Genomic DNA, 19504 nt, shown 5'->3' with positions numbered 1-19504 from the left:
TTACTTGTGCGATTTCTCGTTCCTCGAAATGACAAAATTGCGTACAATTGGAATTTGGAATTTTTTTATTGGAATTTATTAAAATTCTGAATCTTTATAATGAACCGGACAAGTCTCTAAATCTTCTTGAGAACTGCGATTTTTATAATACACATAAACAATCACAGAAAGTATACAAATAATTCCCTGAATAGCAACCGTATGTCTGGTTCCGATAATGTGCGAAACGTATCCAATAATTAAACTTCCCACAGGAATCATTCCCTGATAAGCCATTAAATAATAACTAATACTTCTTGATCGCATATTTACAGCACTTTGCGTCTGCACATAAATGTTGATGGATGAAGTTTGAGCCATCATTCCTATACCACTCAAAGCCATGCAAATAAGCGCTACAGTCAAATTATTTGAATACGCTAGTATAATGATGCTAAAACCTAATAATAAGCTCGCAGCGATCATTATTTTACTCATATGATCTGATTTTTTAAGATTTGCCAAATAAATGGCAGATAAAATAGAACCAATTCCGGCGGCGCTTTCAAACCAGCTGAAAGTTTGTGCGTTTCCGCTAAAAATATCTTTGGCAAAAACCGGCATCAGCGTATTAAAAGAAATTACAAATAAACTGCTGCACATTAACATTAAAAGCATTTTTGCCATTTCGGCTTCTTTTTTTACGTAATCAAAACCTTCAATGAAATCTTCGAGCATTTTAAATTTATCTACCGCTTTGATGTGCGGCGTAATTTTCATCATTAAAAGCGAAATTAAAACCGGAATATAGCTAAGGAAATTTCCAATAAAACAAATGTCTTCACCATAATTGTGCAGAATAATTCCGGCTAGTGCAGGACCTGCAATTCGGGCAAAATTATTTAAAGTTGAATTTAGCGCAACAGCATTTGGCAGATCTTCTTTGTCATTAACAATATCAATCATCATTGTTTGTCTGCAGGTCATGTCAAACGCATTTATAATTCCCTGAATAAGGCTTAAAGCAAGGATAAAGTTAATATTGTAAATTTTAAAATAAATTAAAATTGCCAAAGCTCCGGCTTGAAGCATCGCTAAAGACTGCAATAAAAGCATTGCTTTGTGTCTGTCGTAACGCCCAATAATACTTCCTGCTAAAGGTGCCAGAAACAAAGATGGAATCATGCTTAAAAAAGTAGCCAGTCCTAATAAAAATACAGATCCCGTTATGCTGTAAACCATCCAGCTTATAGCAGTTTTCTGCATCCATGTTCCAATAACTGAAACGGATTGCCCATAGAAGAATAACTTGAAGTTTTTAGATTTTAACGCTTTAAACATGATCTTAAATATTTAATACAAAGGTCGGGATTATGATTTCATTAGAAAAATTAATAATTTTACTGATAATAAGTATTAAAACTTATCAATATGGAAATTTACCAACTCGAATATTTTATTAAAACAGCTGAGGTTCTTCATTTTACAAAAGCTGCAGAATTGTGTTTTGTAACGCAGTCCGGGCTTTCGCAGCAAATAAAAAAACTGGAGGAAGAACTCGGCTTGCCTTTGTTCAAGCGGATTGGAAAGAAAGTACAGCTTACAGAAGCGGGTTCTGTTTTTTTAATTCACGCTAAAAAAGTGGTAGAAAATGTAGAAAACGGAAAGCAGGCAATTGAGGATTTAAACGAAATGATTGGCGGCGAATTGCGAATTGGTGTAACTTATGTTTTTGGTTTATTAATTCTTCCCATCGTCAATACATTCGCTAAACAATACCAGAATCTCAAAATTGTTGTTGAATATGGAACTACAGAAGCTTTAGAACAAAAACTTCTTGATAATCAATTAGATGTTGTTTTGGTTGTTTCATCGCACGAAATTGAACTTCCCATTCAAAAAGTGCCTTTGTTTACTTCTTATATGGTTTTGGCAGTTTCCAAAAACCACGCTTTAGCAGATTTGGATAAAATAGCTTTTAAGAAAATAGAACAAATTCCGTTGGTATTGCCCGGAAAAGGATCGAATTCGAGAGAATTTGTAGAAGAGTTATTTCAGAAATTCAACATGAAACCTAAAATCTCAATCGAGCTGCATTCTATACACGCATTATTGCAAATGGTAGAGAACAGTGACTGGGCGACGATCGTGGCTGAAAAGGCTTTAAAAGGATGGGATCAGCTCAAAGCAATACAAATTACCGGCGTTGCAACCAAAAGAGAATCTTTTATGCTAACAATTGGCGGTTATCAAAAAAAAGCAGTAAAAATATTCATGGAAGAATTTAAAAAAAGCATTTAAAAGTAATCTTAGATTTTATTTTTGAAACTCGATTTTTTTTGTGTTCTTTGCAGACCAATAATAGAAAGGTGTCCGAGTGGTTTAAGGAGCTAGCCTGGAAAGCTAGTATATGGGTAACTGTATCGAGGGTTCGAATCCCTTCCTTTCTGCGAAATTTTTAACTTAAATAATACCAAACCTCGAAATGTATATTTCGAGGTTTTTTTTATTTCTGTTTAATAATTCTTTTTCATATTTTTTGTTGATCTCAAAAAAAGGATTATCATTGATATATAAAATAAAAAATGATGAAAAGAACTTATAATATTTATTGTGATGAAAGTACTCATATAGAAAGTGATGGTCATCCATATATGATTTTATCTTACATAAGTACTCCTTATCATTTATTAAAGATGCACAATAAAAATATTCGTGATATGAAAATTGAGCATTTTTATCGTGGTGAAATGAAATGGAGTTCTATTTCAAAATCACAATACCCTTTTTATAGTAAATTGATTGACTACTTCTTTAGTAATGATGAATTAAACTTTAGAGCTATTATCATTGATAAATCACAATTAAATCATAAAGCTTTTAATCAGGATCATAATATATTTTACGATAAGATGTATTATCAATTATTAAATAAAAAAATTGATCCTAATTATAATTATAATATTTATTTAGATATTAAAGACACTTATTCTTATCTTAAAGCGAGAAGTTTAAAAAAATATTTGGAAAGAGATTATAATAATATTAGGAATTTACAGATAATTCGTTCTTATGAAAGTGAATTAATGCAGCTTTCAGATGTTCTAATGGGAGCAATTAATTATAAACTTAGGGGATTAAATAAGGTTACAGCAAAAAATAACATCATTGAAAAGATAGAAAAGTTGAGATGTAAACCTTTAACGATGCGAAACAAAGAGGCGGAAAAAAAGTTTAATTTATTTTTTATTGATTTGAAAAATGCCAACTAATTACATTAAAAAATATAATGCTCACTTAGAACTAAATCATCTGAATGAAAAAGATAGATTAGTATCATTAAAAGCAATTTTTGATAGAGATATTGGAGATAATGCAGGGTTTAAATTTAATTCTAAAATCATAAGACCATTAAAAAAAGAAGATAAAATTGATGTTGAATCTCTTTTTAAGCATTTAACTTATAAAACGGAAGAGGAAAGAGATAATAAAGGTAAAGTGATTAAATCAAGAGATATTTTTGATTTCGAGAGATCAAAAAGACTACATTGGATATTACCGCATATAGAAAAAAGTATTCAAGATGAAATTATTGTTTTTAGTGCAAATAATAGAGTAAGAAATCGGGATGTTATAAGAACTTACATTCATAATACAACTGAAAACTATATTGTTATTTTAGAGCCACAAAGGAGTGGTAAAGATTATTATTTTATTACAGCATATTACTTAGAGAAGCAATATGGAGGTTTGAATGTGATAAAACAAAAATTTAAAAATAAATTAGACAAAGTTCATTAAACCGCAAAATCCGGTACACATCGGGGCGTATCGGATTTCGTAATTCAATTCTCCTAGTGTGGTAGAATGAACAGCGCAAATATACGAAAAACATTGCGTGTTTATCAACAATACTATAAAGTTATTAACAATCGCGATCATTTTTGATAAAAAAAAGAAAGAATAAACTTGTTAAAAAAACAGATTTGAAATTCAAAGCAAATATTAATAAATAAGTTTTTTGAGCTTTATTTATGTAAATAGAATCAGAAAGTTTATATTTATAAAAGATTTATTTCTCTTTTAATAATTTCTCCAAATATTCATTTTTATCCTTTTCAGCCTGAACTAAACGCTCATAAAGTTCAATAACTTTGTCTAAAGGATTGAAGTTGCAATAATTACCAGTGTTAAAAACTCCTTGATCGTAAATATTATTAAAATAATTAATTACAGCTTCTTCCGAAAAGTTTTTAATTGCTTAAACGGTCATTCCAAGTACTTTTGCGACTTCTTTCAGTTTGTCTTCGTCTATGGTTTCGCTGTTTTCCATAGCCGAAACAGTTTGTTGACTCATTCCTAAAGCTTGTGCCAAAGCTTCTTGTTTCATGTCTCTCAGTTCACGAATACGGCTAATTTTTCGCCCTATATGATATGGTTTTGTTGCTGTGCTCATGAATCAAAGGTATTTAAAAATTTTTTAAAAAAAATAGATTTTAGTAAAAAACAGGCTCGTTTTTGTAAGATACGGTTTTCATTATTGATGTAAATCTGTTGGAGAGTTTTATCTGAAAATCTAAATTACAAGGCAAAAGGTCTTAAAAGAAATAAATTTCTAGACTAGCCCCGATAGAAACGGTATCCTTTTGTGGTCTCGTTTCTTTAACGAGGCCACAAAAGATAAAGTCTATAGCGGGACAATTGGTTTTTTGAAAATTAAATTTCTGCTTCTTTAAAAGAAAAAATTAATCCTGTAAAGCCATTTTTACCTTTGGCAAAATACGCTCCACAAACATCGCGTAAGCAGATTCTGAAGGATGTAAACCATCACTCGCAACAAGGCTTGTATTGATTAATCCGTTTCTGGTAATGTCTGTAATAGAAACAAATGTTATGTTATTAATCATGCAGTAATTTTCGGCAAAGGCGTTGTATTTATTAATTTCTTCGGTGATTTTCATTCTTCCATCGGTTCCAAACATCATTCCGAAAGAAGTGTAAGCATAATCAGGAATAGAAAGTACGACCACATTTTTTTTGTCGCCTTTGGCCAATGCAATTGCTTTTGTGACTAATTCCGGAAATTCTTTTTCATATATAGAAAAATCTCTTCCTTGATATTGATTGTTTACACCAATTAATAAAGTTACCAAATCATAATTTGAGTCTGGATTTTGCTCTTTTATCGCAGTAAGTAAATTATTAGTGGTCCAGCCTGTTGTAGCGATTACTTTTAATGAAAAACTGGTTTCAGGATAAATTGCCTTTAAACTGGTTTTTAGCTGTTCTGGATATCTGCAGGTTTCGCAAACGCTTTGACCAATGGTATAACTGTCTCCTAAAGCCAGATAATTTACGGATTTAGAGATAGGCGTTGTGGGAATTTGTGTTGTTGGAGGAGGAGTTACAGGTTTTGGTGAAACGGGAGTTTCTGAAGAAGATTCTTCTGGACTGCAGCTTAATAGAAATGCTGAAAGAATAACGGTAACTATTTGTTTGAATTGCGGTTTCATAATTTGTTTAAATTAATTTGGCTGGTTTAAACAAATAGTTACGTTAAATATGTTGTTATGGTTTTTAGACCATTTCTGTTTTCATTAGAATTTGTTCTTCAATGGCATTCCAAAGTCCGATGCGTTTTTCCAGAGCAAGAATTGAAACTTCTTCAACTTCTTTCCATTTTTGCGCGTCGTCTTCACATAAATCCGTAATCATTTGCATTGCCATTGGTCCGTGCTCATCGGCATCCAATTCTATATGTCTTTCAAAATAATAAAGCAATTTGCTTAAATCTGTATCTGGAAGATTTTTTTGAAAGTTGCCTAGGATTTCGGTAAACATACTCGGAATCAAGTCTTCTCTTCCAAAAGTAAATGCTGCGGCAATTTGATGCGGTTTTCCTTCTTCAATAACTCTAAAAGTAAAATCAAGAAAAGCTTTAATTTCTGGATGAAGTGAACTTTGTTTAATAGCAACAAAAATGTTGTGAAGCGAATTTACCGAAGCTAAAAAATTATTGATTTCTGTAGTGTCTGCACCACAGTCTTCCATTGCTTCAAGATACATTTCATAATGACTTTGTCTTCTTCCGTCGATGCTTAAATCTGTTTCTTCGGCAAGAACAATTTCGTTTATTAAATATCTTGTTTCTGGGTTTTTAGTAGCAAACCAAGGTGTTGTAGTACAAGTAAGTTTGGCTTGTAAAGCTTTTAATAAAGACATAAAATCCCAAACTGCAAAAACGTGATTTTCTACAAAGCTGTGTAAGTCATCAATCGTTTGGATTTTATTGTATAATGAATGTTTTAAAAGCTGTTCTTTTTGAGGTTGAATGCTATTGTTTATAGTTTCAATATTCATTTATGTAAATTTTGGGGCAAATATAAAAAGCTTCTCGGTTAGAAGAAGCTTTTTTATATTGTTTTTATATATATTTTAATAGATGTTTATGATTTAAATGCTGGAATTCCAGTTACATCCATTCCGGTAATCAATAAATGAATATCGTGAGTTCCTTCGTAAGTTATAACACTTTCCAGATTCATCATATGGCGCATAATTGAATATTCACCGGTAATTCCCATTCCGCCTAACATTTGTCTGGCTTCGCGGGCAATTTGAATCGCCATATTTACATTATTACGTTTTGCCATCGAGATTTGAGCTGTTGTAGCTTTTCCTTCGTTTCTCAAAACGCCTAAACGCCAGGTTAATAATTGTGCTTTTGTGATTTCGGTAATCATTTCGGCTAATTTTTTTTGCTGTAATTGAGTTCCTCCAATTGGTTTTCCAAACTGAATTCTTTCTTTAGCATATCTTAAAGCAGTATCGTAACAATCCATTGCTGCTCCAATTGCTCCCCAGGCAATTCCGTATCGTGCTGAATCTAAACAGCCAAGCGGAGCTCCTAAACCAGATTTATTTGGTAAAAGGTTTTCTTTTGGAACTTTTACATTATCAAAAATTAATTCTCCGGTTGAAGAGGCGCGAAGCGACCATTTATTATGAGTTTCTGGAGTTGTAAAACCTTCCATGCCGCGTTCTACAATTAAACCGTGAATTCTTCCTTCTTCATTTTTTGCCCAAACAACAGCAATATCTGCAAAGGGAGCATTTGAAATCCACATTTTGGCACCATTTAAAAGATAATGATCTCCCATATCTTTAAAATTGGTAATCATACTTCCCGGATCAGAACCGTGATCTGGTTCTGTTAATCCAAAACATCCTATATATTCACCAGTAGCCAGTTTTGGTAAATACTTCATACGTTGTTCTTCGTTTCCGTATTTCCAAATTGGGTACATTACTAAAGAAGATTGTACTGATGAAGTTGATCTTACACCAGAGTCTCCTCTTTCAATTTCCTGCATAATTAAGCCGTAAGAAATTTGATCTAAACCGGCACCTCCATATTCAACAGGAATATACGGCCCGAATCCGCCAATTTCTCCAAGTCCTTTTATAATTTGCTTAGGAAATTCTGCTTTTTGAGCATATTCTTCAATAATAGGAGAAACTTCTCTTTTAACCCACGCACGTGCAGATTCTCGAACTAATTTATGTTCGTCTGTTAACAAATCGTCAAGGTTGTAATAATCTGGAGCTTGAAATAAGTCTGGTTTCATTTTTGAGTAATTTTACAAAACAAATTTACGCAATAAAAATATAACAAAACAAAGTTAAATTGTTATATTTTTACACATTAGTTAAAAAATAATCACAAATAAGGTAAATTAATTTTAGTTTATTGATAATTTATAACCTAATTTTGAGATTCCAAAAAAACATAAATTGAATGAGGCTGATCATCTCTTTTGTACTTTTTTTTGTTATTAATACTGCATTTGCACAACACATAAATGCACTGACTGAAGAGGAGTATCTTATATTGCAGGATAAAATTCGACTAAACTTTAATGCAAATGTCGATAGCGCCCTTGTATACGCTAATCAATTAGCACGATCTAATAATAATAAACATTTAGCTTTTGCAAATGCAGCGATATCAAGCCTGCTGCAAATGAAAGGAGATGTAAAACAATCTCAGGAAAAATATAAAAAAGCATTTTTTTACTTAGAAAAAATGCCGGAATCCCGAGATAAAACACAACTAAAGTCCTATATATACAATTATGGAGGCTTATCTGAATGGAAAAGAGGGAATTTTAGCAAAGCTCTTGAAATTTATCAGCAGGGAATTAAGCTTTCTATGCAGATTAATGATGTCAAACAGATATTTAAATTCAAAGCTAATATTGCATTAATTAATGAAGGAGTTGGGAATTATCAACTGGCCATCAGGAATTTAAAGCAGCTTAATGATTTTATTGACCAAAATGAAAGTGTTTTTACCAAAGAACAGCTGTTGAATTATAAAAGTAATGTCAATACTGGTTTAGGAAGCTCTTATGAAAGCTACTACATGAAAAATGTAAGTAAAAAACACTTGCTGGATTCTGCAGAATATTTTTATAAAAAATCTATAAATTACTCCCAAAACTTTGCTGAGAATAAAATAAAGGCAAAATTGAGCCTGGGTAATATCTATAATTGGAAAGGAGATTACAAAAACGCAGAAAAAACTTATTATGATGTTGTGTTTTTGTCGAATCAAAACAATCAAAAAGACATTTTATGCGTTGCAAATTATAATCTGGGAGATGTTTATTTCACTACAAAAAAGTATGATAAAGCACTTGTTTTCTTTAAAAAATGCGATTCACTTTCAGAAATAACAAAAGTCAATGAAATAGATTATCTCAAATCTAATTTTTATCAGGCCAAAATTTATAACATTCAGAAAAAACCGGAACTTGCTTATAAGCATTCGAGAATTTATTTGGATAATTATGAAAAATTTGAAGCAAAGTTAAATACAGAAGCCCTTGAAGTTAACTATAAGCAAGGTGTTGATGATTTAACAGATGAAATGGTTAGTATAGAGAAAAAATATAAAAATGAAGTTTTTCTAAGCAGAGGTTTAAAAGTTTTTTATGTCTTATTATTTGTGGCAATTGTCTTTTTATTAATTAAAAATATAAGGGATAAAAACAAAGCACATAAAAAAATGAATGCTTTAATAGAAGAATTTAAAGCAAATATTGAGAAGAAAAATAATTCTGAGATTCTGCCGGAAGAAATACTTGAAGAGGAAATGTTTGAGCTGGAAGAAATTCATCTCAAAAAAGAGAATGTTACGCTAAGTATTGATGAGGCAAAAGAGAATAAAATAGTAGAAAAACTATTAGCTCTTGAAAATAAACTAGAATACTTAAATGCCGATTTTACGCTGTCGTATGTTGCAAAAAAGATAAAAACAAATACAACCTATTTATCTTATGTTGTAAATAAGAGATTTGGTAAATCATTTGGGGAATATTCAAATGAATTAAAAATCAATTATGTGATTAATGAGATGATCACAAACCATATGTATCGAAAATATTCAACACAGGCTATTGCCGAAAGTGTGGGCTTTAAAAATGCAGTATCTTTTGCTAAGTCATTTCGCAAAAGAACTGGAGTATCTCCAGCTCAATTTGCGAATAACATTTAGAATTTATTTATTAGTGATTTACACTTAATAATAAGGTTCAAATTTTATGTAGTACCACTTCCTCCACCTTTTCCAGGATCAACAGGTGCACTACCCGGCGGTATTGGATCTCCTCCTACTACCATTTTTTGTTGATTTTTTGATAACTTTTCTGTCTCAAAATCTTCGAAATTTAATTTAATATTTGCCATCTTTTTACATGTTACGGTTACTGATTTATCAAAACTAAAGAAAATGCAAACCTCTTGATCGAGAATTGGGTTTTGAACTCTTTTTTGAAACCAATAAAAGATTAATTAATTGTAAATCAGTTATTTATGATTAGATTATAACTACTATAATTTATAAATTGTATGTAGTATAATATATAAAATGTGTGCTTTGAGAAATTTTTTTCGAATAAAAACAGCAATATTTGTACTGTAATTCGATTTAAAACAGGTTTCAAAGATGCTAAAACTTATCCAAAAATTTCTACAAATAAACAGATATTCGGATGTGAAAAACGAGTTTAAAGACTTGTTTCTTTCACACCCTAATTATCCAAGTTTATTTGCGATAACAGATTCGTTTGATTTGTTGTCGATTGAGAATGCTGCAATAAGAGTTCCAAAGGAACAAATAGTTGATTTACCAACAAACTTTTTAGCTTATTTTAAAGAGGAATTAATCTTAGTTGAAAAGGCAAAAGATTTTGTTAGAATTAATACAATTAAAAAAGGTGTTCAAAAAATTTCATACGAGAAATTTCTTTTAGACTGGAATGGAGTAATTGTTGCAATTGAACCGAATAATGTAGTAGCAAGAGAAAATTTAAAAGTTGAATTAAACTGGTTAAAATATCTTATACCTTTTATACTAGTAGCAGGATTATCATTTTTTTACAGTTCATACAGTATTTTTAGCACTGTGTTTTTGCTGACATCAGCCTTAGGATTAATTGTGAGTATTTTAATTGTTCAGGAAAAACTTGGTTTTAAGAACAATCTTATTACAAACTTTTGCAATTTAAGTACAAATTCTTCTTGTAACTCTGTTTTGAGTTTTAGCGAGAATTATGAAAATAGATGGATTAGTTTTTCAGACTTACCGCTTTTGTTTTTTGGAGCAAGTTTTATTTCAATATTAGTACAACCTGCTAACTCGTCAATTTTTGTTGGATTTTTAAGTCTATTGGCGATTCCAATAATTGTATCCTCAATTTGGATTCAAAAATTTGAACTTCAAAGATGGTGCGTAATGTGTTTAATGGTTTCCTTTTTAATATTTACACAAAGTATAATTTGGTTTTCATCAGACTTGTTTACATTAAGTTTTAGTTTCAGTACTATTTTTCCGTTTTTATTTTCTTTAATTCTTTTAATACCAATTGCATTTGTTGTAAAATCAATTGCTAAAGATGTTCTAAATAATGAAAACTCTTTAAAGGAGCTTAAAAAATTTAAAAGAAACTATTCACTGCTGAATTTTTTATCTAAAAAAGTTTCGCATCAAAATGGATTTGAAGATTTAAGAGGATTAAATTTTGGAAACAGAAGTGCTGTTGTAAAACTGGCCATAATTATAAGTCCGAGTTGTGTTCATTGTCATAAAACGTTTCAGGAAGCTTTTGACTTAGTTTTAAAATTTCCGGATAAAATATATTTAAGTGTTTTATTCAACATTAATCCTGAAAATGCAGACAATCCATATAAAGCAGTTGTTGAAAGACTTTTAACAATAAACAGATCAACTCCGGGAAAAACAGTTGAAGCCATTTCAGACTGGCATATTAAAAAAATGAGTTTGAAAAAATGGTTAAAAAAATGGAATGTTGATAATGTCAGCATGATGATAAATCAGGAAATAAACAAACAATATGAGTGGTGTTCTAAAAACAACTTTAATTACACTCCGATAAAAATTGTTAACGAAAGATTGTTTCCTAATGAATACGAATTAAGCGAATTGAAATACTTTTTAAACGATTTTGTCGAGGAAAAAGAAACAACAGTACTAGAAAGAATTGCCTAGTTTGACATTTGATAAATTCTCTAACAATTAAAATTTACAGTTATGCTAAAAAATATATTAAACCTGGAAGGCACACAAGAAATAAGTGCTAGTGAGCAAAAAACTATAATTGATATCTTTAGTAAAGAAATATCATCTAAATGTGATGCAAATTCGATAATAGTTTATGATGATTGTACAGAGTTTTTTTCAGAATTGAATTAAAACAGTACGGTTATTGTTAGAGTAGAATTCAGCAAAGAAGTTAATTGACTTTGCTGCCAATTTTTTAAATTATTTAAAGTAATATACAATAAAGCCTTTTTAAAATTTAGTCATGTTTTTTTTAATTTGTAGGCGCTCGATCGTGGAACATTGAGCAATTTATCCCAACATTGATGATTGGTGTCGGGATTCTCAGGATAATTGGTCACTTGGATCGGTTTTATTTGGTTAGGGCTGATCAAGTGCCATCTCCTAGAGAAATTGGTATTACTAAAATATAATTGAATATTAAGAGAGAAGAAATTCTCTCTTTTTTTTTGTCATCAACATAAGACTGCGAAAAATAAATCTTTCTTATTTTGTATCAGGCTTAATTGTAAAAAACCTTAATTATCCTATTTAATTAAACCTTCATTTATATTTTTAAGAAATTTTGTATAATATTGCTGTAAAATAAACCCAAATATCAGAATTGAAAAAATTCATCAATTATAAACAGGCAGATTTTAAAGATTGCGGACCTACATGTTTAAAGATTATAGCCAAACATTATGGTAAAACAATCAACATTCAGGAGTTGCGCGACAGCAGCGAGACAACTCGTGAAGGAAGTAATTTGCTTTTTTTAAGCGATGCTGCCGAGAAAATTGGTTTTAGGACTCTGGGTGTAAAGTTAAATGCAGAAAGACTCGAAGAAGCACCTCTGCCATGTATCCTGCATTGGAACAAAAATCATTACGTTGTACTTTATAAAATAAAAAAAGGAACTTACTATATTTCAGATCCTGGTTTTGGATTAATTGAATATAATAAAAAAGATTTTCTTAAATTCTGGATTGGAAACAATGCCGATGATTCTACTAAAGAAGGCATTGCTTTACTTATAGAAGCTACACCAAAATTCTTTCAGTCAGAATTTGATAAAGAAGACAATAAAGGTTTAGGGTTTGGAATGTTGTCTCAATATGTACTTCGGTATAAATCCTTTTTAATTCAGCTGAGTATTGGACTTTTGGCGAGTAGTTTACTGCAGCTTATTTTTCCGTTTTTGACCCAGAGTATTGTCGATGTGGGAATTCAAAATCAGAACATCCATTTCATTTATTTAATTCTTTTTGCGCAGCTGTTTCTCTTTGCCGGAAGAACTGGTCTCGAGCTTATCAGAGGCTGGATATTACTGCATCTTTCAACCAGAATAAATATCTCTCTAATTTCAGATTTCTTTATTAAACTAATGAATCTGCCTATTTCGTTTTTTGATGTGAGGATGACAGGAGATATCATGCAGCGTATCAACGATCATCGCAGAATCGAAAAAATACTGACCACATCATCTTTAAATGTGCTGTTCTCTGTAATCAATATGTTTGTCTTGGGTGGTGTTTTGGCCTACTTTAATTTAAAGATATTCTTAGTATTTTTTGCGGGCAGTATTCTTTATTTTGGATGGATTACACTGTTTTTAAAACGACGAGAAGTTTTAGATTATAAGCGTTTTGCTGAAGTTTCTCAGGAACAAAGCAAAGTAATGGAACTCATTAACGGTATGCAGGAAATAAAACTCCATAATGCCGAAAAACAAAAACGCTGGGGCTGGGAATATGTACAGGCGAGATTGTTTCGGGTTTCGATAAAAGGATTGGTTTTAGAGCAGACACAATCTATAGGATCTTCCGTAATCAACGAGTTAAAAAATATCTTTATCATTTTTTTATCTGCAAAATTGGTAATCGACGGCTCGATAACGTTAGGAATGATGCTGGCTATAAGTTCAATAGTAGGAAGTTTAAATGGCCCAATTACACAGCTTATTGAATTTGTGCGAGAATTGCAGGATGCTAAAATATCTCTGGCAAGATTATCTGAAATTCATGAAAAGGAAGATGAAACCCAGCAGGAAGTTCATCAAACAAATGATGTTCCGTATGATTCTAATATTGAAATTAAAAACCTTTCATATCGTTATTTAGGATCGGATATTCCGGTTTTAGATGATTTAAGTCTTGTGATTCCGGCTAATAAAGTAACTGCAATAGTGGGTGTGAGCGGAAGCGGAAAAACTACTTTAATGAAACTGCTTCTTAAGTTTTATGAGCCTGAAAAAGGCGAAATCAATATTGGCAGCTCACAGTTGAAAAACATTTCGCAGAAAGCCTGGCGATCCAATATTGGAGCTGTAATGCAGGAAGGTTATATTTTTAGTGATACAATAGCTAATAATATCGCTTTTGGAGTAGATAAAGTGGATAAAGAACGATTGGTTTATGCTGCAGATGTTGCCAATATTAAAGAATATATTAGCGAACTTCCTCTTGGTTACAATACTAAAATTGGAGCAGAAGGAACAGGAATGAGTACAGGACAAAAACAAAGACTTTTAATTGCGAGAGCGGTTTACAAAAATCCGGAAATATTATTTTTTGACGAAGCCACATCAGCTTTAGACGCTAATAATGAAAAAGAGATTATGCGGAAACTGGACATTTTCTTTAAAAACAAAACTGTAATTGTAATTGCGCATAGGTTAAGTACTGTTATGAATGCAGATCAGATTGTGGTTTTACAAAAAGGGAAAATTATCGAAATAGGCTCGCATTCCTCATTGGTGGAACAGAAAGGAAATTATTTTGAATTGGTTAAAAATCAATTGCAGTTAGGAAATTAATCATGGAAGAAGATAATAGTACATTCGAATTAAGAAGTGAGGAAGTTCAGGACATTCTCACCAAAGTGCCGCACTGGATGATCCGCTGGGGAACGGTTTTGATTTTCGTAATCATACTGATGCTCTTTTTTGTTTCCTGGTTTATAAAATACCCGGATGTTGTCAATACCGAAATTGTGATTACAACTAATATTCCGCCAGAGAAAATTGTTGCTAAATCATCTGGACGTATTGAAGCTATTTTAGTTAAAAATAAATCGATTGTATCTAAAAACAGTACACTCGCAATTATAGAAAATACGGCAAATTACAACGATGTTTTTCTTTTGAAAAGTATCGTTGATAATTATAATATTAATGACCCAAAAGCAGAATTTCCGTTTTCAAAATTAAAAAATACACAGCTGGGAGAAATAGAAAGTGCCTATGCTGTTTTTCAAAAAGATTATCAGGCACAGGAATTAAATCATGACCTGCAGCCTTTTGCAATTGAAAACAGAGCGCAGATCTCTGAAAAAATCCAAATAAAAGAAAGATTAGAAATTTTGCAGCAGCAAAAAACACTTAACGAAAGTGAACTCCAGCTTCAAAAGAATGAAGTGGCCCGTTTTGAAATATTATTCAATAAAGGCATCATTTCGGCTCAGGAAATGGAAGTTAAAAAACTAAGTTTTCTTCAAGCACAAAAGAGTTATAGAGGCTTATTATCCTCGATTTCTCAATTGAGGTCTTCTCTTATAGATAATACAAAATCAAGTCAGAGTTCGCAGGCAAACAGTACTAAAGAAGAGGTTAATCTGGGGAGAAACATGGCGCAGTCGTTTTATCAGCTAAAAAAAGTGATAAAAGACTGGGAACTGGCTTATGCCTTAAAATCTTCCATTAGCGGGAAGGTTACTTTTTTACAGGTTTGGACAGAAAACCAAACCATAAATTTGGGTGATAATGTCTTTTCTATTATTCCCGATGCTAAAAATGGTTTTATAGGAAAAGTAAAAGCTCCGGCTTTAAACTCAGGAAAAATAAAAACAGGGCAGAGAGTCAATATTCGACTGGCTAATTTTCCAGACAGGGAATTTGGGGTTTTAAAAGGAAAGATTCAGAATATTTCTTTAGTACCGGACAAAGATGGAAATCTACTGATAGATGTTGCTCTGCCAGACGGATTAAAAACTTCTTATAACAAACAAATTCTGTTTCAGCAGGAAATGAAGGGAAGTGCCGAAATCGTAACCGAAGATTTACGCTTAATAGAAAGAATTTTGTATCAGTTTAAAAGTATTTTTGAACAAGTTTAGAATTTCAAATAAAAATCCTTCGTCAACTCAATATATTCTGGTGTATAAACATGCCTGTCAATTTCGATTGTTAACTCATCGATTTCGATTTCAGCAGTTTCATTTCGGCTAAAAGCCAATAAGCTTCTTTTAATTGATGAAGTTGGAGTTCCTTTTACGTGTGTAATTTTTATAGGATACAATTCAGCTTCTTTTGCTAAAGCGATAAATTTTTCTTCTTCTTTGTAAGGAAGAATTATGGCTAAAATTCCGTTTTCAGATAAAAGTAAATCAGCAGCTTCAACGATTTCTTCAAATGGCATTGCATCCTGAAAACGTGCTAAATCTCGCTGTTCATTTTCCGTTTTATAATCTTCGGCATAAAAAGGCGGATTTGAAACAATCAAATCGTATTCGTCTTCCGGTTCTTCAATGAATTCATCTAATCCGGCATGAAAACAAAATAAACGATCACCCCAAGGAGAATTTTCAAAATTTTCGACGGCTTGTTCGTATGCATCTTCATCAATTTCAAGCGCATCAATTTGTTCGGCATGAGTTCGCTGCGCCAGCATTAAAGCAATAATGCCAGTTCCTGCACCAATATCTAATATGCTGAAAGGATTATGTTGAATGGGAGTCCAAGCACCAAGTAAAACGCCGTCAGTGCCTACTTTCATAGCTGTTTTGTCTTGTTTTACAGAAAATTGCTTGAATGAAAACATAAATTAAAATTCCAATATTTTTAAATTCCAAATTCCAAAACTGAAAAAAGGGAAATTTCAAAAAAAAGAAATTCCAAATTCCAAATGCAATACGGATTTAATTATGTAGTTAGAACCGCAAAAATAAGATTAAATTGTCATTTATTGCTTTGCAGTTTTAGTAATTATTGCAGATAAATTTTTCTTAATTCTTCTATTTCGAATAATAGTGAGTCGGAAGCTGATCTTTGATCTGGATTTAATTCGTGAAGTAATCTTAACCAATATTTAGATTCTTTAGCTTCTTTTCTGGATATTTTGAGCCTAAAAACTAAATCTTTGTCCCCAAGTTTTTCGTTTGCTTCAATATAGTTAGCTCCAACAGAGCCAGATGATCTGATTAATTGTTTACCATCTTCAATATTTGATGTTGTTTTTGATAAACTTCTAATATAATTTCTACAGTCTTTTGCAAACAAAAATGTTCGTTCTTCTAAATCGTATGGTTTCATAGTTTTAATTTCAAAATTTTAAAATACCAAATTCCAATATTGGGCTTAAAAATAGTTAAAACAATTTAAATATAAGTTTTTTCCTTCAAAAATATAATTATATAAGTGTTCTGTATTCTTGGAATTTGGAATTTCAAAAATTGAGATTTAATCTTTCAGTTTTGGAATTTGGAATTTTAAAATTTGGAATTTAATTTACAAGTACATCTCAACCAATCCTTCAGGAAGGTTCATGATAACCTTTTTATTTTCTCGGTCAATCTTAACCAGGAAATGGTCGATCATTGGAACTAAGATCTCTACTTCACCATTTAAAACTTCAAAAAGAGGCTGTGCAGAAGAATCATTAATTGAAGTAATTTTACCGAAAACACCTAAACGCTGGTCTTCGATTTCGAAACCAATAACTTCGTGGAAATAAAATTTGTTACCAGAAAGTTTTGGTAACATAGTTAAAGGAAGATAAATAGCATTGCCAACAAGTGCATCAGCTTCTTCCTCATTATTTACATCTTCAAAACGAACTCTAAGAAAGTCGTTTTTGTGTAAAGAACTTGTTTCAATAAAAAAAGGAACCAAGTGTTTGTTGTGTTCAACAAACACTGATTCCAGATTTTCGTATAACTCAGGTTCGTCTGTGTCTAAATAGATCAGAACTTCACCTTTGAAACTAAATTTTTTAGCGATTTTACCTAAATAAAAACATTCTTCTTTACGCATTCTCGCTAGCTAAAATTATGCTTCAGTTGTTTCGTTATTCTCTTCAGCAGCAGGAGCTTCTTCAGTAGCAGCTTCTGCTTCTACTTCAGCAGCTTCTTCTTCAACTGCAGGAGTTGCAGCAGCGATAGCATCAGCTTCAGCCTGAGCTGCAGCAGCTAAACGTTTAGCGTTAACTTCTTTTTCTGCTTTTAAAGCTTTTGCTTTAGCATCAGCTTGCGCTTTTGATAAACCATCTTTTTTAGCATCAACTTTTCCAGATTTTGCCTCTAACCAAGCAGCTAATTTAGCATCAGCTTGTTCTTGAGTTAAAGCTCCTTTACGGATACCTCCATCTAGGTGGTGTTTCAATAAAGCACCTTTGTAAGAAAGGATTGCTCTTGCAGTATCAGTTGGTTGTGCACCATTGTGTAACCATTTAACTGCGCTGTCAAGGTTTAACTCAACAGTTGCTGGGTTTGTGTTTGGATTGTAAGTACCGATTTTCTCTAAGTATTTACCATCTCTTTTTGAGCGTGCATCTGCAGCTACAACCCAGTAAAAAGGTTTTCCTTTTTTACCGTGTCTTTGTAATCTAATTTTTACTGACATAATCTTATGATTAAATTTTGAGGTACTCGACCTCTGTTAATTAAGGGCGCAAAGATATAATTTTTTTATCAATTATCCGTTTCAAAAAGTATTAAATATATTTAAGACAGATTTTTAGCTTTTTTTTGACTTTAAAATTTAAATATTTACCTCATAATGCGATACTTTTGCATTAAATTCATCTTAATATATGAAAAAATATTTTTACTTCTTATTTTTTTTAGTGCTGCTTACATCTTGTACAGAAGATATAAAATTCAATAATCCTGCTTTTCAAACGCTGAAAAATAATGTTTTCTGGAGAGCTCAAACTTATAAAGCTTATTTTGGTGCAAACGGGACTGTTGTTATTGAAGGATCTTTAGGATATGAAAATGTTATTTTGCAAACGGCTTCTTCTGCAGAACAAACTTTTATTTTAGGAGTTAATGAAACTTCAAAAGCATCTTACGAAAATACGCTGCCGGCTGAATTGTCTTCATTTTCTACAGGAACAAACATTGGTAACGGACAAATTGTTATTACAGAGTACGATACAGATACTAATACTATTTCGGGAACATTTAAATTTACGGCAATAAATGAAGATGAAAGCGATACCGAGAATCCAAAAATTAACTTTACAGAAGGTGTTTTTTATAAAGTTCCAATTGAAGCAGCTGGTCTTTTTCAAGATGATGTTGTAGAAAATTAGTAAATACGATGTTTTTACCAGCTGATTTTCAAAATCAAAATAAAAACATAAATAAACTAATATATAGTAGATTACAGAAAAATAAGACTACATTTGCTACATTATTATAAATAAGTACATATGAACATTTTTGTTGGAAGCCTTCCATTCAGTATTGAGGAAGCAGATTTAAGAGAGTCTTTCGAGGCTTACGGAGCAGTAGATTCAGTTAAAATTATCACTGATAAATTTACTGGAAGAAGCAAAGGTTTTGGTTTTGTTGAGATGCCAAACGATGCTGAAGCTCAAAAAGCAATTGATGAATTGAACGGAGCTACTGTTCAAGGTCGTTCGATTGTAGTTAATAAATCTGAACCAAAACCTGAAGGTGAAAGAAGAAGCTTCAACAATAACAGCCGTGGTGGAGATTCACGCGGAGGTTATGGTGGAGGAAACAGCCGTGGTGGAAATGACCGTGGTGGTAACAGAGGAGGATATTAATATTTTTTTCTAAATATATAAAAGGGATCAACGAAAGTTGATCCCTTTTTTTTGTGATATTTTTTCTGTAGAGGCGCACAGCAGTGCGTCTAACATACCGAGGAGATGC

19 protein-coding genes, 1 tRNA gene and 1 pseudogene are annotated in these 19504 nt (G+C 31.7%); 11 read left to right on the top strand and 10 right to left on the bottom strand.

Translation table 11 applies throughout. The features are described from left to right. Positions 1 to 78: 78 nt before the first annotated feature. The gene (locus APR43_RS09970) at positions 79 to 1320 is read right to left on the bottom strand and encodes an MFS transporter (protein WP_053471510.1); all 1242 of its coding nucleotides are present in this window, start codon (positions 1318 to 1320) and stop codon (positions 79 to 81) included. 90 nt (positions 1321 to 1410) lie between these two features. On the opposite strand from APR43_RS09970, the gene APR43_RS09965 reads away from it, so the two are divergent. The 4 genes from APR43_RS09965 (at position 1411) to APR43_RS09950 (ending at position 3780) form a co-directional block, all read left to right on the top strand. Beyond that, positions 1411 to 2280, top strand: coding sequence for a LysR substrate-binding domain-containing protein (locus APR43_RS09965; RefSeq protein ID WP_053471509.1), 870 nt, complete (start codon positions 1411 to 1413; stop codon positions 2278 to 2280). Between the two features lie 62 nt (positions 2281 to 2342). Next, positions 2343 to 2429, top strand: a tRNA-Ser gene (locus APR43_RS09960). Between the two features lie 135 nt (positions 2430 to 2564). After that, complete coding sequence (locus tag APR43_RS09955) at positions 2565 to 3251, top strand: DUF3800 domain-containing protein (protein ID WP_053471508.1); 687 nt, start codon at positions 2565 to 2567, stop codon at positions 3249 to 3251. Next, complete coding sequence (locus APR43_RS09950) at positions 3241 to 3780, top strand: hypothetical protein (RefSeq protein WP_053471507.1); 540 nt, start codon at positions 3241 to 3243, stop codon at positions 3778 to 3780. Before APR43_RS09955 ends, APR43_RS09950 begins: the two co-directional genes overlap by 11 nt. Before the next feature lie 271 nt (positions 3781 to 4051). Here the strand turns inward: APR43_RS09950 and APR43_RS09945 are convergent. The 4 genes and pseudogenes from APR43_RS09945 to APR43_RS09930 all read right to left on the bottom strand — a co-directional run bounded on the left by APR43_RS09945 (position 4052) and on the right by APR43_RS09930 (position 7607). Beyond that, positions 4052 to 4435 (bottom strand): annotated as a pseudogene (locus APR43_RS09945) (helix-turn-helix domain-containing protein). 289 nt (positions 4436 to 4724) lie between these two features. Continuing rightward, positions 4725 to 5492, bottom strand: coding sequence for an SGNH/GDSL hydrolase family protein (locus tag APR43_RS09940; protein ID WP_053471506.1), 768 nt, complete (start codon positions 5490 to 5492; stop codon positions 4725 to 4727). Positions 5493 to 5556: 64 nt separating this feature from the next. Then, positions 5557 to 6339: a DUF3050 domain-containing protein gene (locus APR43_RS09935; RefSeq protein WP_053471505.1), complete on the bottom strand. Its 783-nt coding sequence runs from the start codon at positions 6337 to 6339 to the stop codon at positions 5557 to 5559. An 86-nt stretch (positions 6340 to 6425) separates the two neighbouring features. Then, positions 6426 to 7607, bottom strand: coding sequence for an acyl-CoA dehydrogenase family protein (locus APR43_RS09930; protein WP_053471504.1), 1182 nt, complete (start codon positions 7605 to 7607; stop codon positions 6426 to 6428). 170 nt (positions 7608 to 7777) lie between these two features. On the opposite strand from APR43_RS09930, the gene APR43_RS09925 reads away from it, so the two are divergent. Then, the gene (locus tag APR43_RS09925) at positions 7778 to 9538 is read left to right on the top strand and encodes an AraC family transcriptional regulator (RefSeq protein ID WP_053471503.1); all 1761 of its coding nucleotides are present in this window, start codon (positions 7778 to 7780) and stop codon (positions 9536 to 9538) included. Positions 9539 to 9582: 44 nt separating this feature from the next. Here APR43_RS09925 and APR43_RS09920 read toward each other — a convergent pair whose 3' ends face one another. Next, complete coding sequence (locus tag APR43_RS09920) at positions 9583 to 9729, bottom strand: rSAM-modified peptide (protein ID WP_088636405.1); 147 nt, start codon at positions 9727 to 9729, stop codon at positions 9583 to 9585. A gap of 259 nt (positions 9730 to 9988) precedes the next feature. Between APR43_RS09920 and APR43_RS09915 the strand changes: the two genes are divergently transcribed. The 4 genes from APR43_RS09915 (at position 9989) to APR43_RS09905 (ending at position 15718) form a co-directional block, all read left to right on the top strand. Continuing rightward, complete coding sequence (locus tag APR43_RS09915; RefSeq protein ID WP_053471502.1) at positions 9989 to 11551, top strand: vitamin K epoxide reductase family protein; 1563 nt, start codon at positions 9989 to 9991, stop codon at positions 11549 to 11551. Between the two features lie 42 nt (positions 11552 to 11593). After that, positions 11594 to 11755 carry a hypothetical protein gene (locus APR43_RS24455; protein WP_165590685.1) on the top strand — a complete coding sequence of 54 codons (162 nt, stop codon included), beginning with the start codon at positions 11594 to 11596 and terminating at the stop codon, positions 11753 to 11755. Positions 11756 to 12227: 472 nt separating this feature from the next. Further along, on the top strand, positions 12228 to 14420 hold the full coding sequence (locus APR43_RS09910; RefSeq protein WP_053471501.1) for a peptidase domain-containing ABC transporter: 2193 nt from the start codon (positions 12228 to 12230) through the stop codon (positions 14418 to 14420). A 2-nt stretch (positions 14421 to 14422) separates the two neighbouring features. Next, positions 14423 to 15718, top strand: coding sequence for an HlyD family secretion protein (locus APR43_RS09905; protein ID WP_053471500.1), 1296 nt, complete (start codon positions 14423 to 14425; stop codon positions 15716 to 15718). Here the strand turns inward: APR43_RS09905 and APR43_RS09900 are convergent. The 4 genes from APR43_RS09900 to APR43_RS09885 form a co-directional block, all read right to left on the bottom strand. Further along, entirely contained in the window at positions 15715 to 16422 is a 708-nt protein-coding gene (locus tag APR43_RS09900; protein WP_053471499.1) for a tRNA1(Val) (adenine(37)-N6)-methyltransferase, read from the bottom strand. The genes APR43_RS09905 and APR43_RS09900 overlap by 4 nt on opposite strands. Positions 16423 to 16586: 164 nt before the next feature. Then, a complete protein-coding gene (locus APR43_RS09895; protein ID WP_053471498.1) occupies positions 16587 to 16913 on the bottom strand; it encodes a four helix bundle protein in 327 nt (108 codons plus the stop codon). Between the two features lie 195 nt (positions 16914 to 17108). After that, positions 17109 to 17633, bottom strand: coding sequence for a ribosome maturation factor RimM (gene rimM / locus APR43_RS09890; RefSeq protein WP_053471497.1), 525 nt, complete (start codon positions 17631 to 17633; stop codon positions 17109 to 17111). Positions 17634 to 17648: 15 nt separating this feature from the next. Further along, positions 17649 to 18221 carry a 30S ribosomal protein S16 gene (locus tag APR43_RS09885; RefSeq protein ID WP_053471496.1) on the bottom strand — a complete coding sequence of 191 codons (573 nt, stop codon included), beginning with the start codon at positions 18219 to 18221 and terminating at the stop codon, positions 17649 to 17651. A gap of 190 nt (positions 18222 to 18411) precedes the next feature. Between APR43_RS09885 and APR43_RS09880 the strand changes: the two genes are divergently transcribed. Further along, positions 18412 to 18915, top strand: a complete 504-nt coding sequence (locus tag APR43_RS09880; protein WP_053471495.1) for a DUF6252 family protein — start codon at positions 18412 to 18414, stop codon at positions 18913 to 18915. A gap of 120 nt (positions 18916 to 19035) precedes the next feature. After that, positions 19036 to 19395 (top strand): RNA recognition motif domain-containing protein, encoded by a 360-nt coding sequence (locus APR43_RS09875; RefSeq protein WP_053471494.1) that lies wholly within the window; start codon positions 19036 to 19038, stop codon positions 19393 to 19395. Positions 19396 to 19504: the final 109 nt, after the last annotated feature.

Source organism: Flavobacterium sp. NLM, from assembly GCF_002210235.1.
In the GTDB taxonomy this organism is placed as follows: Bacteria; Bacteroidota; Bacteroidia; order Flavobacteriales; family Flavobacteriaceae; genus Flavobacterium; species Flavobacterium panici.
This window is presented reverse-complemented; position numbering and strand designations above follow the sequence as displayed.